The organism is Croceicoccus sediminis, assembly GCF_007570835.1.
Taxonomy (GTDB): domain Bacteria; phylum Pseudomonadota; class Alphaproteobacteria; order Sphingomonadales; family Sphingomonadaceae; genus Croceicoccus; species Croceicoccus sediminis.
Genome location: NZ_SUNC01000001.1, coordinates 418,845 through 433,149 on the forward strand (window position 1 = coordinate 418,845; position 14,305 = coordinate 433,149).

The window sequence follows — 14,305 nt, forward strand, 5'->3', positions numbered from 1 at the left end:
TCAGGCTGCGGCGTCGCGCCGCAGCCTGCTGACCACGCCCGTTGCGATCAGAAGCTGGCCCGAATAGTAGAGCGGCCAGACGAGCTTCGTCGCGATCGGGCTATCATGCAAAACCGGTCCCAGCGTTGCGAAAAGCAGCAGGTCGGACACGACGAACAGGACCGCCCCTGCCCCCACCCGGTAACGGGAAAACCGGCTCGTCCATGCCGTCGCGGCCATGATCGCAAGCAGCAACGAGAATCCGGTCGCCAGAAGACGTCCTTCCTCTCCGCGCAGCAGGAACCAGCTGATCACCGGCACCGCGATGACAAGCACGAGAGCCAGAATCTTCTGCGACGTCACCGTGTGATCGCGCCGATTGCGGGCATAGAGCCAGATGCCGAGCAGGAGCGAAAAGCCCATCAGGGTCGCGGCGCTGGCGTATTGAAGCTCGGAAAAACTGTCGGCGACGCCCGCGATCAACAACAACCCCGTCAAGGCATGACCATCGGGACCGAGGTGCCGCTGAAACGCGTATAGTGCGAGCAGGATGAGCGGCAGGCCCTTCCATACGACCTTGAAAAGGCCGGGAATTGCGTGGCTGTCCGCAAAGAACCACCACGAGACCGCACCGATGATGCTGGCGAGCAACCAGGGCCGCCTTTGTGCCAATGCGCGTTTCACGATCTTCGTCTGATGCTCCCCTGCGCCGTCAAACCGGCCTGCGTTGTCTCTTTGCATTTGCATTACCCGATAGGCAATCGCTAACCCGCGCGCATGACACACCAGGTCCACATCATCGGCGGCGGTCTCGCAGGGAGCGAGGCGGCATGGCAGCTTGCGAACAGGGGCGTGAGGGTACGCCTGTCCGAAATGCGCGGGGGCGGTGACACGACGCCCGCACATCAGGGCGACGGGCTGGCCGAACTCGTCTGCTCGAACTCCTTCCGGTCCGACGACGACACGGCGAATGCGGTCGGCCTGCTGCATTACGAGATGCGCCAGTGCAATTCGCTGGTCATGAAAGCGGCGCAAGTGGCGCAAGTTCCTGCAGGGTCGGCGTTGGCCGTCGACCGCGACGTCTTTTCCGAGAACGTCGAAAAGGCGCTGGGCGAACATCCCAATGTCGAAATCGTGCGAGAGAGGATCGACACGCTGCCTTCCGAAGGCATGACGATCGTTGCCACCGGCCCGCTGACCGCGGCCTCTCTCGCCCAGTCGATCGGGACGGCGACCGGCGCGGACAGCCTCGCGTTTTTCGATGCGATCGCGCCGATCGTCTATCGCGATTCGATCAACATGGACATCTGCTGGATCCAGTCGCGCTGGAACAAGCGGACCGAGGCATCGAACGAGGATGGCGACTACATCAACTGCCCCATGAACAAGGATCAGTACCTCGCCTTCTGGCAGGGGCTGATGGACGGCGAGAAGACCGAGTTCAAGGAGTGGGAAGCCGACACACCCTATTTCGATGGCTGCATGCCGATCGAGGTCATGGCATCGCGTGGGGTCGAAACCTTGCGTTTTGGCCCGATGAAACCGGTCGGCCTCGACAATCCGCATGACGTGACGCCCGAATTTCCGCAGGGCCGCTGGCCCTATGCCGTGGTTCAGCTTCGCCAGGACAACAAGCTGGGCACGCTGTGGAACATGGTCGGTTTCCAGACCAAGCTGAAGCACCGGGCGCAGATCGAACTGTTCCGCACGATTCCGGGGCTCGAAAACGCCGAATTCGCGCGGCTTGGCGGTTTGCACCGCAATACGTTCCTCAATTCGCCTACCCTGCTGGACCGTCAGCTTCGCCTGAAAGCCGCGCCGCATATCCGATTTGCCGGACAGATCACGGGCTGCGAAGGCTATGTCGAAAGCTCGGCCATCGGGATGCTGGCGGGCCTGATGGCGGCGAACGAACTGGCCGGTCGCGACTGGACGCCCCTGCCCCGAACGACCGCGCTCGGCGCATTGTTGTCGCACATTACCGGCGATGCGGAGGCAGACAGCTATCAGCCGATGAACGTCAATTTTGGACTGTTCCCGATGCCCGACGACGACGGCGTGAAGAAGAAACAGCGCAAAGCCTATTACACAGAGCGTGCAAAGCGCGACATGGCCGAGTGGCTGGGCACGGCGCGGATTACCGAACCGGCCTGATCCAGATCAGCAGCGGCACTTCGATGCAGGCTGCGCTTTCTTCTTCGGCGCGGTCGTCGCATATTCCGCAGGCGTCAGGCGGCCGTCCCCGTTCCCGTCGGCGCCTTCAAACCGGTTCACGGTGGTTACGGCCCATTCCTCAAACGTCAGCAGGTTGTTGCCGTCGACGTCCAGCTTGCGGAAAGCGCTTACCCGCGTCGAAAGCATTTCGTTACGCGTGATGATGAGATCGCGGTTGATGTCATAACGGGCAAAGCGGCGCTGTTCGTCGTCCATCCTGATCGCGCTGGGCAGGTCCGGCCCCTGCATTTCGCCGACATCGGCCACGGGCAGCGCTTCTGGTTCACGCACTTGCGGCTGCGCGGCCATTTCGGGCGGCGGCAGGCCTTCGACCTCGATGGCGCGGCCCTGCCACCAGAACAGCCCCAGTGCGACAAGCAAAAGCGCGCCGAGCGCGCCCACGACCATGCGATTCATAGATTGCGACCCTCCTGCAGGTTTGGACCCTAACGCACTGACCGTGCAAGAAAAGTTACCGGATCAATCTATCACCGGCCAAGCAGCCCGATCCGCAGGGCAACGGCAAGATCACCCGGCCCGCCGATCCGCCGCCCTTCGGCCAGTGCGCGCTGCGACTGAGCATCCAGCACGACGATCGGGCGCATGACCTTTGTCGCTTTGCCCGAAGGCGCCTCTGCCGAGGCGAGCAGCGCCTCGACACGCGAACGTTCCGTCTCGTCCGAAAGGTTCATCGCGATGTCGGCCAGACCCCAGCGATACGCCGCGCCGCGCGCGCCGTCCGATCCTTTTCCGAAAACCTTGCCAAGTGCCACGACCGCTTCCTCCCGCGCTCCTGCAAGCGATGCGAAAGCAGCGGCATCCAGCGGCGGCTCACCGATCATGGCTTCCCAGCCATCGGCCAGCCTTGCCAGTGCGCCGCGCTCATCATCCCAGGCCGCAAGGGCTGCCAGCAACGGTTCGCCGGCAGGCCAATCCGCGACGGGCCGATGCAGCGTCTCTCGCCACCAGGCGAGCCGCATCTGCGCCAGCATCGGTTCGCGCGCTGTCGCCACGATCGTCGCGAATCGGTGGTCGAGTGTGAAGAACCCGGTCCACAATTGCCGCGCCGCAGCAGGCGCATAGGCTATCGCCAGCCGTGTCGGCGGCGAAAGCTGCGCTTCGGCTTCCTGCCAAAAGGCATGCAAGTCAGGGTCATGGGTCACTAACGTCTCGCTAACCACATCTGTTTAAGGCCCGATTACCAGAATTTACGTAATCTCAACCTGTGTACCCGATCTCTGTCGTGCGCTTACCGCATCGACAGGGCGTAAATTTTGCATGGGAGCCTATTGATGATCCTTCGCCGTTCGGCCAAGAGCGCCAGCCGCTTCCTCAAGCGTTTTCGCCGGGAAACGAGTGCCAATGCCCTGATCCTGACCGCCTTCGGTATGCCGATGGTGATCGGTGGGGGCGGCTTCGCCATCGACTTTGCGCAGTTCTACCTGTGGAAACGCGAACTGCAATACGCAGCCGACCAGGCGGCCATGGCGGCGGCATGGGAACTGGCGGAAAATCCGAACAGCACCGAATACGTGGCGCGCGGCACTACCGAGTTCGACGCGAACGAAGCGGTTACCTCGACTTTCAACACGGCTCCTACGATCGTGAAATCGCACTATGCCGGTGTTTTGAACAACGCGATCACGGTGAACGTGTCCGCGACGAAGCGGCTGCCGTTCACCAGCTATTTCACGAAGAGCGACACGACCGTATCGGTCATGTCCCAGGCCGCCTTCACCGGCGGCGCGACCGTCAGCAACTGCCTCATCGCGACGGAAGAGAGCGATTCGGACGCCATCCGTCTCAACGGTGACGCGGTCTTCACGGCCGAATGCGGTATCCTTGCGATGTCGGATTCGAAAAGGCTTTGCGTTACTTCGTTCGACCTCGACGGCGACTGCATAGACAAGGACGACGGCAGCAGCGGTTGGGAAGGCCGTGATGCCATTGTCGTGAACGGACAGCCGACCATCGACGCAGGCTCGATCACCTCTGCCGGTACGATCGACGACCAGTTGAACGAGATGACGGACGACATCATTCTTGAAAACATTCCGAGGGACCAGCTGCTGGATCCCTTCGCAGGTATCGACGCACCGGTCGACTACGTGACGAACGAAGGCAGCTATACCTGCAAGGCGACCGGCAAGGGCAAGAAGAGCGGCGAAACCGTCGAACTCGGCATTGCGAAGCCCGGGATCTATACCCGCGGCCTCACCGTTGCCTGCGATACCACGTTTCAATCTGGCATTTACGTCATCGATGGCGGCTCGCTGAAGATCAACGGCGATCACCAGGTGATCGGCAACGACGTGATGTTCATTCTGACAGGTGGCGCAAAGCTCGCGCTTGGCGGCAGCTCGACCAACAACTTCGAGAACACAACCGATTTCACCACCGATGGCACTGAAATCAACCTGCAGGGTATCACCTACAATACGCTGATCGGCTATGGAATTCCCGATGCTGAAGCGACCGCCATGGCGGGCATGCTCATTTTCGAAGATCCGACTTCCGAAGGTGCAAACCCTTCCGGCGAAGGTAATGGACACCTCTTCGCCGGTACGAGCAACACCTGGGTCAGCGGCGCGATCTATCTGCCGAAAAGCTCGATCACGATGGCCGGTACCGCGCAAGTCGCGAACATGTGCCTGATGATCGTCGCCAACAAGGTGACGCTGACCGGTACGACCGACATGACTGAATTCTGCCCCTCGGGCCAGAGCCACCAGACGTCGGTCATTTACGGCACTGTCAAGCTGATCGCGTGAGGCAAGAGCATGCTTAGAACCCTTCGCCAGTTCCACCGCGATACTACGGGATCGACGCTGATCGAAACCGCGTTTGTGGCCCCGGCCCTGATCGCGATGACCTTGGGCGGCGTCGAAGTCAGTTCGATGGTCGCGCGCCAGACTGAGATGCAGTCGATCGCGGCAAACGGCATGGAAATCATCCTGGCCGCAGCGCCAGAGGACGATGCCGACGTGGCCCGCACGATCTCGGAACTCAAAACGTACCTTGCCAGCGCAAGCGATCTCACGATCGTCGAAACCGGCAACCAGATCGAACCGGGACAGATCAGCGTCTACAAGCGCTGGCGCTGCGGGAACAACAGTGACCGGCAGGCCACCGAGGGTTGCGCGAATGCGTCGCAGACCCAGAGCGAGTTCCTCGTCATTTACATGAAGGACACTTACTCGCCGATCTGGACCAACTACGGGATCGGCGACGATATGACTTTCGAAGTAAAACGGTCGATCCAGATCGGGTGATCATGATGAAAAAGCACCTCAAGACCCTCCGCACGGACGAAAGCGGGAGCACCATCATCGAGATGGCGGTGCTGATGCCGGTCCTGATCACGATGCTGATCGGCGTTTTCCAGGCCGGCATCTACCTGCAGGCCCAGAACGCGGTGCGCGGCGTGGCCGGTGAGATGAGCCGTTACATGGCGGTCGAAGCGCAGAAGGCCAACTTTCTCACCGACGAGCAGATCGAGACGAAGGCGATGACGGTCGCGGTTTCGGCGCCCTATATGCTGCAGACCAACGACCTGCAGATATTCGTCGAGAACGAGGAAACGCAGAGCATGGACCGCGTGCGCAAGATCGACCTGCACATGATCTATGACGTGCCGAATTTCCTCGGCTTTACCAACGTCCCATTGCTGCAGCTCGAATATACGCGTTCGGTCTTCGTGCCCGGCGCTGACCTGCCCGATCCGACGCCGACGACGACGCCTATAGGCACCGAGTGACCCCTTCATCGGCGTACAAAAGAAAAGGGCCGGCTGCGAAGCCGGCCCTTTCTGTTTGCAGCATGACGGTCGTTCAGCCCGCGTAGCAGACCTTCTTCACCGCCTCGACGATGCGAGGCGTATCGATAAGAGCCGCCTTTTCCAGATTGGCCGCATAGGGTAGCGGGACATCGACATTCGTCACGCGGATAACCGGCGCGTCGAGATCGTCGAAGCCCTGTTCCATGCAGACCGCCGAAATTTCGCTGGCGATCGAGCAAGTCGGCCAGCCTTCTTCGGCCACGACCAGGCGGTTCGTCTTCTTGAGGCTTGCCAGCACCGTGCCGGTGTCGAGCGGGCGCAGCGTGCGCAAGTCGATGACTTCGGCATCGATCCCCTCGCCCGCCAGCTTTTCGGCTGCTTCGAGAGCAAGGCCGACGCCGATCGAGTAGGACACGATCGTCACGTCCGATCCTTCGCGCATGATGCGGGCCTTGCCGATCGGCAGGACGAAATCGTCCATGTCCGGAACGTCGAAGCTCTTGCCGTACATCAGCTCGTTTTCGAGGAAGACCACCGGGTCTTCGCTACGGATCGCGGCCTTCAGCAGGCCCTTGCCGTCCGCCGCGTCATAAGGCGCGATGACGACTAGGCCGGGCACGCTGGCGTACCAGGGGCCATAGTTCTGCGAGTGCTGCGCCGCGACGCGGCTTGCTGCGCCGTTGGGGCCGCGGAACACGACCGGGCAACGCATCTGACCGCCGGACATGTAGTTCGTCTTGGCGGCCGAGTTGATGATGTGGTCGATCGCCTGCATGGCGAAGTTGAACGTCATGAACTCGACGATCGGACGCAGACCGCCCATCGCGGCACCCGTGCCGATACCGGCGAAACCGTATTCGGTGATCGGCGTGTCGATCACGCGCTTGGGGCCGAACTCGTCGAGCAGGCCCTGGGTCACCTTGTAGGCGCCCTGGTACTCGGCGACTTCTTCGCCCATCACGAAAACACGCTCGTCGGCGCGCATTTCCTCGGCCATCGCGTCGCGCAGCGCTTCGCGTACCGTGGTGGAAACCATCTTGGTCCCTTCCGGCAGGTCCGGATCGCGTGCGATCTCGACCTTGGCTGTCGCGGGCTTGGCCGCTTCGGTCGGGGCCTCTTCCTTGGCCTCGGGCTCGCTGGCCGCAGGCGTCGGGGCCGGAGCCGCGACATCGGAACCGTCACCGTCAAGCACGGCGATCACGGTGCCGACCTTCACGTTCTCGGTCCCTTCGGCGATCATGATCTTGCCGACGGTGCCTTCGTCGATGGATTCGAATTCCATCGTAGCCTTGTCGGTTTCGATCTCGGCGATGATGTCACCGGGCGAGATCTCGTCGCCTTCCTTGACCAGCCACTTGGCGAGAGTGCCCTCCTCCATCGTCGGGGAGAGCGCGGGCATCTTGAGTTCGACAGCCATCAGTAGGTTTCCACCAGCACGTCGGTATAAAGTTCGGGCAATTCCGGTTCGGGCGAGTTTTCCGCGAAGTCGGCGGCTTCGCCAACCTTTGCGCGGATATCTTTCTCCATATCCTTGAGCTTCGCCTCGTCGACGCCGCGCTTGATAAGCTCGGCCTTGGCCGCCTCGATCGGGTCATGCTTGTCGCGCATTTCCTTGACCTCGTCGCGGGTGCGATACTTGGCCGGGTCGGACATGGAATGCCCGCGATAGCGATAGGTGTTGAGTTCCATCAGGACCGGACCGCCGCCGCCGCGAACGTGTTCCAGCGCAATTTCGGCCGCGCTGCGAACGGCAAGCACGTCCATGCCATCGACGTCCATGCCCGGAATGCGGAACGCGGTGCCGCGGCGATGGAATTCCGTCTCCGCGCTCGACCGTGCGGTGCTGGTGCCCATGGCGTACTGGTTGTTCTCGATCACGAAAATGATCGGGAGGTTCCACAAGGCAGCCATGTTGAAGGTTTCGTAGACCTGGCCCTGGTTGGCGGCGCCGTCACCGAAATAGGCAAGGCAAACGCCGCCGTCGCCGCGGTACTGATGCGAAAACGCCAGACCTGCGCCCAGCGGCACCTGTGCACCGACGATGCCGTGACCGCCGTAGAAGGCGTGTTCGGTGCTGAACATGTGCATCGAACCGCCCTTGCCGCGCGAAATGCCGGCTTCGCGGCCGGTCAGTTCGGCCATGATGACCTTTGGATCGATACCATAGGCAAGCATGTGCCCGTGATCGCGGTAGCCGGTGATGACCGAGTCCTTGCCCTCTGCAAGAGCGGACTGCAGGCCGACAGCAACAGCTTCCTGGCCGATATAGAGATGGCAAAAACCGCCGATGAGGCCGAGACCATAAAGCTGGCCCGCGCGCTCTTCGAATCGACGGATCAGGAGCATCTGGCGATAGAACTCGACGAGTTCGTCGTCGGTCGCCTGATAGGCACCCTTCTTTTCATAAGCATCCTGCAGTGACCGCAGGGCGAATTCAGGGTCGTCGGTGGGTGACGTTACCGCAGCCTTCTGGCTGCCGCCTTTCGCTTTCCTCGTAGCCAATCGATGTACCTCTATTCTGTCGTCACGCGCGAGGGAGGGTGATGCGCACGATCATTCGCCGTATAGGGGCGAGCCGCCCCTACGCACAAGAGGAGCGCACAATTTAACCTATTTGGAAAAAGGTCAGTCTTCGCGCGAAAGGACGACTTCGTCGGGGTGAGCGACGTTGAGATTGCTGCGCAGCAATTCGCCGACCAGATCGGGATCGGCATGGGCCGGGTCCAGAAGCTCGACACGATTGGCGATCCGGTCACGTTCGGCATGCAGCTCGGCAAGCTCACGCTCCCGCTGATCGAGCATGCGCGAAGATTCGCTCCACGCACGAACGCCTGTGGGACCGACGAGCATCAGCGCGCCCAGAAGGATCAGCGAACCAACCGCGGCCACCCGCCCGAAGCGACGCTTCGGCAGGTGGGGCCTTGCCGCCATTTTGCGGCGCCGGCCAAGCGATGTGAGATCGTTCGCGGACATAGGGTTACCAGAATCACAACCACGGCCACTCCGCAAGCGGAAAACTCCGCTTTTGCGCCGAATGGTGGATAAGTTCGGCCGACCGGTCCCCAGCGTCCGGCGGTCGGGATGCGCCGCTCGTCACAAATTGGTTTCAATTGAAACCAGATTGTGGTTTGAGCGCGCCCGGTCGCTCACTTCGGTTCCCCCAAACACCGGAAATTGCTGACCGTTCCAGCCTGGCCGCGTCCCACCAGCGGCTAACGAAAACGCATGATCGCGGAGAGTTTTCCTTGTACAAACCGGCTTTGCTGATTGGCTCGGCGCTTTGCCTCGCCAGCCTTGGCGCTTGCACCACCACGACGGACACAAACATGGTAACTGCCACCCAAAGCACCACCATCCTCGAAGGTAGCGGCATTTTCGCGCAGCCCTCCAGCCTGCCCTTCCAGGCACCCGACTTCGCCCGGATAAACGATGCCGACTTCAAGCCGGCCATCGAACAGGGCATGGCGATAGAGCGCGCCGAATGGGCCGCGATCGGGGCGAACCCGGCCCCGGCCACGTTCGACAACACCATCGTCGCACTGGAAAAGGCAGGCCGCATGCTGGACCGCGCCCGCGCCGTCTTTTCCGTCAAGACGGGAACGGTAACGAACGACACGCTCGATGCCATCGACGCAGAGCTTTCACCAAGGTTGGCCGCGCACAATGATGCGCTCTACCTCGACGACGCGATCTTTCAGCGGGTCGAGGCCGTTTACAATGCGCGCGACACGTTCGACCTGACGGCAGAGGACCGGGTCCTGTTGCAGCGCACTTACGACGATTTCGTCCATGCAGGGGCCCGGCTGTCACCTGACGCCAAGGTACAACTTCGCGAGATCAATACGGCGCTGTCCTCGCTCAGCACCAAGTTTTCGCAAGTCCTGACCGAGGCGGACCGCCAGCAGGCGCTGGTCGTTGCCGACCGGGCGGCGCTGGCCGGTTTGAGCGAGGCCGAGATCGCCGCTGCCGCGCAGGCTGCGCAGGAACGCGGGCTGAATGGCAAGGAGATCATCACGCTCCAGAACACGACGCAGCAACCCAAGCTCAACGCGCTGACCAATCGCGACACGCGCCGCGAACTGTTCGAAAAGAGCTGGAACCGCACGTCCGACGGCAGTGCCAACGATACGCGAGACATGGTCCGCCAGATCGCCAGCCTGCGCGCCAGGAAAGCCGCGCTGTTCGGCGAGCCCGACTTTGCCAGTTACGAAATGTACGACCGCATGGCCCGCGACCCACAGACCGCGATCGAGTTCATGAAGGGCCTTGCCGGTCCGACCGCCGCAGCGCAGCTGCGCGAAGCGGCCGCGATCAACGATGAAATCGCGGCAGAGGGCAAGAACTTCCCGGTCGAACCATACGACTGGGATTTCTATGCAGAGAAAGTCCGCGCGAAGAAGTTCGACCTCGATGCCGGGCTTATCAAGCCCTACTTCCAGGTCGACCGGGTGCTGGAAGACGGCGTGTTCTTCGCCGCCAACAAGCTTTATGGGCTGACCTTCGAAAAGCGCGACGACATTCCGACCTGGCACCCGACGGTGTCGGTCTACACCGTTTTCGACAAGGACGGGTCGGAACTGGCGCTGTTCTATTTCGACCCGTTCCGCCGCGACAACAAGCGCGGCGGGGCATGGATGTCGAGCTTTGTGTCGCAGTCGCATCTCTATGGCGAAAAGCCAGTGATCTACAACGTGCTCAACATCGCACAGCCTGCCGAGGGTGAACCTGCGCTGGCCACATTCGATGACGTGACAACGATGTTCCACGAATTCGGCCATGCGCTGCACGGCCTGTTCGCCGACCAGAAATATCCTTCGCTGTCGGGCACCGCCGTGGCACGGGATTTCGTCGAATACCCGTCGCAGGCGAACGAGAAGTGGGCGGTGGAGCCGACCGTCCTTGCCAACTATGCCAGGCACTATCAGACGGGCGAGCCGATGCCCGCCGACCTGCTTGCCAAAGTGCGGGAATCGCAGACCTTCAACCAGGGTTATGCGCTGGGCGAGACACTGGCCGCAGCGATGCTGGACATGGACTGGCACACCCTGCCCGATGGCAAAGTGCCGGAAGACGTCAACGGCTTCGAGGCCGCTGCGCTTGCCGCCAATCCGCTGCACACCGACATCGTGCCGCCGCGCTATCGCTCCACCTATTTCCGCCATATCTGGTCCGGCGGCTATTCGGCCGGGTATTACGCGTATCTTTGGACCGAAATGCTTTCGGCCGACACGGGTGAGTGGTTCGACGAACACGGCGGCATGACCCGCGCCAATGGCGATCGTTTCCGCGAAACCGTGCTGTCGCGCGGCGGGACCGTCGATTACGGCGAGGCTTTCCGCGCCATGACCGGCAACGATCCGGAAGTCGAACCGATGCTTCGCCAGCGCGGCCTGCTGGACGAAGCCAACTGAGTTACAGGACAGGGCGGTCCGGCGACTGGGCCGGGCCGCCCTTCCCCTCAGTAATCCATCCGCGCCGAACCCGGTTCACGCGGACTGGTGAGCGGATTGTCGAACAGGGCCCGTTCGGCCAGGGCAGTATCGAAGAAGGCATGCATCTCGATGATCTTGCCGTCTTCGAACCGAAATATTTCGCAATAAGTCTGGTCGTACAGGTCGCCGCTCTTGGTCGGCCCTCCCCCTTCCATGATCGCGACGACGCGCTCGTCGTCGGCGCACATGATCTTCCAGCGCCTTGCGAAAGCTATACCTTCGGGCACCAGCGCACCGTGGACCTTTTCGGCGATCAGGTCGTCGGTCACCATCGCCTTGCCGTCCAGCCTGCCGGAGGCGGGTGTCGTGCCCAGCATGTGGATGACGATCCGATCGTGGTACATCGCCTCTGCCTCAGCCCACTCGCCGTTCTGCATGTGCTGAAAATAGCGGTTCAGAAGATCGATGTTTTCCTGTCGCGACATGAGCTTACTCCTTGACCTTGCCACCGGTTGTAGGTTTGTCCTCGACCGGGTTGGCGGCGATCAGGTCTTTCAGCGATGCGCCGTTGATCAGCGCATCGACATTGCGGTGAAAATGCTCCAGCCGGCGCTCGTCACTGCTCAGGATCGGGGCATCGAAGCCCCTTGAACGCATGCCTTTCTGGACGTGTTCGACAAGATCGACATCCTGCCCCAGCACCTGGTTCACGACCGGATGCGAACGCGCGCCCCATTCCAGCACATCACCGACTTCCTGTTCGCCGCCGCGCACCACGCGGTGTTCGTATGGCGGGACGGTTTCGCCCTCCTGCAAGGGAGCGCACATGATGAAATCGAAATACATCTTTTCCGGATCGCCATCGGGATGCAGGCGATAGCGCATGGCGACGTAGAATTCGGGGAAGAGATTAAAGTGCAGGCTGGGGAACAGCATGAAGTGATAGGCATCGCTAAGCTGCCCGTCGCTCAGGCTGGCATAGGGAAAAACGCTGCTGTCCTGCTGGCCGCGCTTGGCCTGCTGCACCGCGCGGCGCACGTCGGATGCCTTGCCCTCGAACGTTGCGGGATCGATGCCGCTGGCCTGCAACAAGGCCTCCAGCGCGGGGTTCAGCTTGTCGTGTTCGGGATATAGCGTGCTGGGGCTGCCATATTCGTTGTACATGAAGCTGTGAATGCCCAGCAGGCCGATCGGCGCGTCCTCGTTGCCCCAGGCAAGGATTTCAGGGTGCAGCGACTGAAAGTGATAGCTTTCGTTGAACGCGTCGAAAGTCGTCTTCCAGTTACAGGCGAATTCGAACGTCTTGTAATCGACGATCGTCGCCCGCTCCATGTGATAGGGCTCCAGCCACTCGGCAACGGGGCCGAGAAATTCGCGGAGCGGCACCGCGTCCTCGTCCAGCGTGAACCAGATCCAGCCGGCGAAACTCTCGGTCCTGAAACCGCGTAGCGATGTGCAGGCGGCATCGTCGATCTTCGCCGGATCGAACCGTTCACGGTAGGGTACATGGCCCAGCTTGCCGTCCAGATCGTAGACCCAGCCGTGAAACGCACAAGTGAAGTTCCGCGCAAAGGCTGGACCGTCGGCCCCAAGCAGAAGCCGGTTCCCGCGATGCCTGCACACGTTGTAGAAGCCGCGGACCGACCCGTCCCTGCCGCGCGCGAAGATCAGGCTTTCGGGGCCAAGCGAATGAAGGAACAGGTCGCCCTCCTCGGGCAGATCCTCTTCGCGCGGGCCCATGTGCCAGGTGCGGGTCCATACCGCATCCCATTCGGCATCGGCCCGGTCACGCGACCAGTACCACTCAGGGTCGATCCTGAAGCCGCCTTCGCCCATCGCCTGTCCTCTTCCGCATTGTTCTTGTTCGCGCAGGCTAGGCACGAGACGGCGAGGCCTGAAGTAGCGTAAGTGATAGGACCGAGCCGCAGCGAACTTTCGCCGGGCATTGATATCGGGGATAGATCGGTCGCGCATGGCACCAAACCGGGCCGGTCTGCGTTAAGAGGTCATATGTCCGATCGTCTCAAAGTCCTTCTCCAGTATCTCCTGCCCAAGCAAGGCCTGACCACTTTCGCCGGCCGCGTCGCCGGAGCCCGTGGCGGATCGATGACGACGGCGCTGATCCGCACGTTCGTCGGCAAATACGGCGTCGATATGAACGAGGCGGAAAATCCCGATATCGCCAGCTATGCAACGTTCAACGAATTCTTCACTCGCCCCTTGAAGGCGGGCGCCCGGCCGCTGGCCGAGGCCGATTTCGTATGCCCCGTCGACGGCGCGATCAGCCAGTTCGGGGCCATCGACGATCATCATATCTTCCAGGCAAAGGGGCACCGCTTTACCACTGCCGACCTGCTCGGCGGTGACGCGGCGCTTGCGGACCGGTTCCGCCATGGCAGCTTTGCCAACCTCTATCTCTCGCCCAAGGATTACCACCGGCTCCACATGCCGTGCGACGGCACGCTGACGCAGATGATCTATGTGCCCGGCGCGCTGTTCTCGGTTAATCCGACCACCGCGCGCGGCGTGCCCAACCTCTTCGCTCGCAACGAACGCGTAGTCTGCATGTTCAACTCGCCCGAACATGGGGTATTCGCCATGGTCCTCGTCGGCGCGACGATCGTGGGCAGCATGGAAACCGTGTGGCACGGCGTGGTCAATCCGAAACGCACCGGCCGTGTCGCGCATTGGGACTATGCGGACGGCGAAGTCCGCTTGAACAAGGGCGAGGAGATGGGCCGTTTTCTCCTCGGATCGACCATCGTTATGCTGTTCGAACGCGGCACTATCGCGTTCAACAGAGACTGGACCCCGGAACGCCCGGTCAGGCTTGGCGAAATGATGGGCAACGCGCCCGCGTCTTAGCGGCATCTGTCGAGCGGCAAGGCCCCCTTGCCGCGAG

The 14,305-nt window shown here is 61.7% G+C and carries 14 protein-coding genes; 6 read left to right on the plus strand and 8 right to left on the minus strand.

Annotated features, from left to right (window positions below; all coding sequences use genetic code 11):
- Entirely contained in the window at positions 1-720 is a 720-nt protein-coding gene (locus FAX90_RS01790) for a lysoplasmalogenase family protein (protein ID WP_170234823.1), read from the minus strand.
- A 36-nt stretch (positions 721-756) separates the two neighbouring features.
- On the opposite strand from FAX90_RS01790, the gene trmFO reads away from it, so the two are divergent.
- Complete coding sequence (trmFO, locus tag FAX90_RS01795; protein WP_144094986.1) at positions 757-2,133, plus strand: methylenetetrahydrofolate--tRNA-(uracil(54)-C(5))-methyltransferase (FADH(2)-oxidizing) TrmFO; 1,377 nt, start codon at positions 757-759, stop codon at positions 2,131-2,133.
- 6 nt (positions 2,134-2,139) lie between these two features.
- Here the strand turns inward: trmFO and FAX90_RS01800 are convergent, their stop codons facing one another.
- Positions 2,140-2,610: an EF-hand domain-containing protein gene (locus tag FAX90_RS01800; RefSeq protein WP_144094988.1), complete on the minus strand. Its 471-nt coding sequence runs from the start codon at positions 2,608-2,610 to the stop codon at positions 2,140-2,142.
- Between the two features lie 71 nt (positions 2,611-2,681).
- The gene (locus tag FAX90_RS01805) at positions 2,682-3,356 is read right to left on the minus strand and encodes a hypothetical protein (RefSeq protein ID WP_144094990.1); all 675 of its coding nucleotides are present in this window, start codon (positions 3,354-3,356) and stop codon (positions 2,682-2,684) included.
- 129 nt (positions 3,357-3,485) lie between these two features.
- Here FAX90_RS01805 and FAX90_RS01810 point away from each other — a divergent pair, with 129 nt between their 5' ends.
- The 3 genes from FAX90_RS01810 to FAX90_RS01820 are packed head-to-tail and all read left to right on the plus strand — an operon-like array spanning position 3,486 to position 5,950.
- Positions 3,486-4,964 carry a pilus assembly protein TadG-related protein gene (locus tag FAX90_RS01810; protein ID WP_144094992.1) on the plus strand — a complete coding sequence of 493 codons (1,479 nt, stop codon included), beginning with the start codon at positions 3,486-3,488 and terminating at the stop codon, positions 4,962-4,964.
- Positions 4,965-4,973: 9 nt separating this feature from the next.
- A complete protein-coding gene (locus FAX90_RS01815; protein WP_144094994.1) occupies positions 4,974-5,465 on the plus strand; it encodes a TadE/TadG family type IV pilus assembly protein in 492 nt (163 codons plus the stop codon).
- Positions 5,466-5,467: 2 nt separating this feature from the next.
- Positions 5,468-5,950, plus strand: a complete 483-nt coding sequence (locus FAX90_RS01820; RefSeq protein WP_144094996.1) for a TadE/TadG family type IV pilus assembly protein — start codon at positions 5,468-5,470, stop codon at positions 5,948-5,950.
- Between the two features lie 73 nt (positions 5,951-6,023).
- Here the strand turns inward: FAX90_RS01820 and FAX90_RS01825 are convergent, their stop codons facing one another.
- The 3 genes from FAX90_RS01825 to FAX90_RS01835 all read right to left on the minus strand — a co-directional run bounded on the left by FAX90_RS01825 (position 6,024) and on the right by FAX90_RS01835 (position 8,902).
- Positions 6,024-7,388 (minus strand): pyruvate dehydrogenase complex E1 component subunit beta, encoded by a 1,365-nt coding sequence (locus FAX90_RS01825; RefSeq protein ID WP_144094998.1) that lies wholly within the window; start codon positions 7,386-7,388, stop codon positions 6,024-6,026.
- Complete coding sequence (gene pdhA, locus FAX90_RS01830; RefSeq protein ID WP_170234824.1) at positions 7,388-8,473, minus strand: pyruvate dehydrogenase (acetyl-transferring) E1 component subunit alpha; 1,086 nt, start codon at positions 8,471-8,473, stop codon at positions 7,388-7,390. Before pdhA ends, FAX90_RS01825 begins: the two co-directional genes overlap by 1 nt.
- Before the next feature lie 123 nt (positions 8,474-8,596).
- Positions 8,597-8,902 carry an FtsB family cell division protein gene (locus FAX90_RS01835; RefSeq protein WP_144095002.1) on the minus strand — a complete coding sequence of 102 codons (306 nt, stop codon included), beginning with the start codon at positions 8,900-8,902 and terminating at the stop codon, positions 8,597-8,599.
- Between the two features lie 395 nt (positions 8,903-9,297).
- On the opposite strand from FAX90_RS01835, the gene FAX90_RS01840 reads away from it, so the two are divergent.
- On the plus strand, positions 9,298-11,382 hold the full coding sequence (locus FAX90_RS01840) for a M3 family metallopeptidase (RefSeq protein WP_144095004.1): 2,085 nt from the start codon (positions 9,298-9,300) through the stop codon (positions 11,380-11,382).
- Between the two features lie 47 nt (positions 11,383-11,429).
- On the opposite strand, the gene FAX90_RS01845 is transcribed toward FAX90_RS01840, so the two are convergent.
- Together FAX90_RS01845 and FAX90_RS01850 are read right to left on the minus strand one after the other, a co-directional pair.
- Positions 11,430-11,888 (minus strand): nuclear transport factor 2 family protein, encoded by a 459-nt coding sequence (locus tag FAX90_RS01845; protein ID WP_144095006.1) that lies wholly within the window; start codon positions 11,886-11,888, stop codon positions 11,430-11,432.
- 4 nt (positions 11,889-11,892) lie between these two features.
- Positions 11,893-13,239, minus strand: coding sequence for an aromatic ring-hydroxylating oxygenase subunit alpha (locus tag FAX90_RS01850; RefSeq protein WP_170234825.1), 1,347 nt, complete (start codon positions 13,237-13,239; stop codon positions 11,893-11,895).
- Positions 13,240-13,413: 174 nt separating this feature from the next.
- Here FAX90_RS01850 and asd point away from each other — a divergent pair, with 174 nt between their 5' ends.
- Entirely contained in the window at positions 13,414-14,268 is an 855-nt protein-coding gene (asd, locus tag FAX90_RS01855) for an archaetidylserine decarboxylase (protein WP_144095010.1), read from the plus strand.
- Positions 14,269-14,305: the final 37 nt, after the last annotated feature.

Coding starts and splice junctions, on each gene's coding strand:
- asd (WP_144095010.1), top strand. CDS start 13,414: ATGTCCGATCGTCTCAAAGTCCTTCTCCAGTATCTCCTGCCCAAGCAA.
- FAX90_RS01825 (WP_144094998.1), bottom strand. CDS start 7,388: ATGGCTGTCGAACTCAAGATGCCCGCGCTCTCCCCGACGATGGAGGAG.
- FAX90_RS01820 (WP_144094996.1), top strand. CDS start 5,468: ATGATGAAAAAGCACCTCAAGACCCTCCGCACGGACGAAAGCGGGAGC.
- FAX90_RS01810 (WP_144094992.1), top strand. CDS start 3,486: ATGATCCTTCGCCGTTCGGCCAAGAGCGCCAGCCGCTTCCTCAAGCGT.
- FAX90_RS01800 (WP_144094988.1), bottom strand. CDS start 2,610: ATGAATCGCATGGTCGTGGGCGCGCTCGGCGCGCTTTTGCTTGTCGCA.
- FAX90_RS01790 (WP_170234823.1), bottom strand. CDS start 720: ATGCAAAGAGACAACGCAGGCCGGTTTGACGGCGCAGGGGAGCATCAG.
- trmFO (WP_144094986.1), top strand. CDS start 757: ATGACACACCAGGTCCACATCATCGGCGGCGGTCTCGCAGGGAGCGAG.
- FAX90_RS01850 (WP_170234825.1), bottom strand. CDS start 13,239: ATGGGCGAAGGCGGCTTCAGGATCGACCCTGAGTGGTACTGGTCGCGT.
- FAX90_RS01840 (WP_144095004.1), top strand. CDS start 9,298: ATGGTAACTGCCACCCAAAGCACCACCATCCTCGAAGGTAGCGGCATT.
- FAX90_RS01815 (WP_144094994.1), top strand. CDS start 4,974: ATGCTTAGAACCCTTCGCCAGTTCCACCGCGATACTACGGGATCGACG.
- FAX90_RS01845 (WP_144095006.1), bottom strand. CDS start 11,888: ATGTCGCGACAGGAAAACATCGATCTTCTGAACCGCTATTTTCAGCAC.
- FAX90_RS01835 (WP_144095002.1), bottom strand. CDS start 8,902: ATGGCGGCAAGGCCCCACCTGCCGAAGCGTCGCTTCGGGCGGGTGGCC.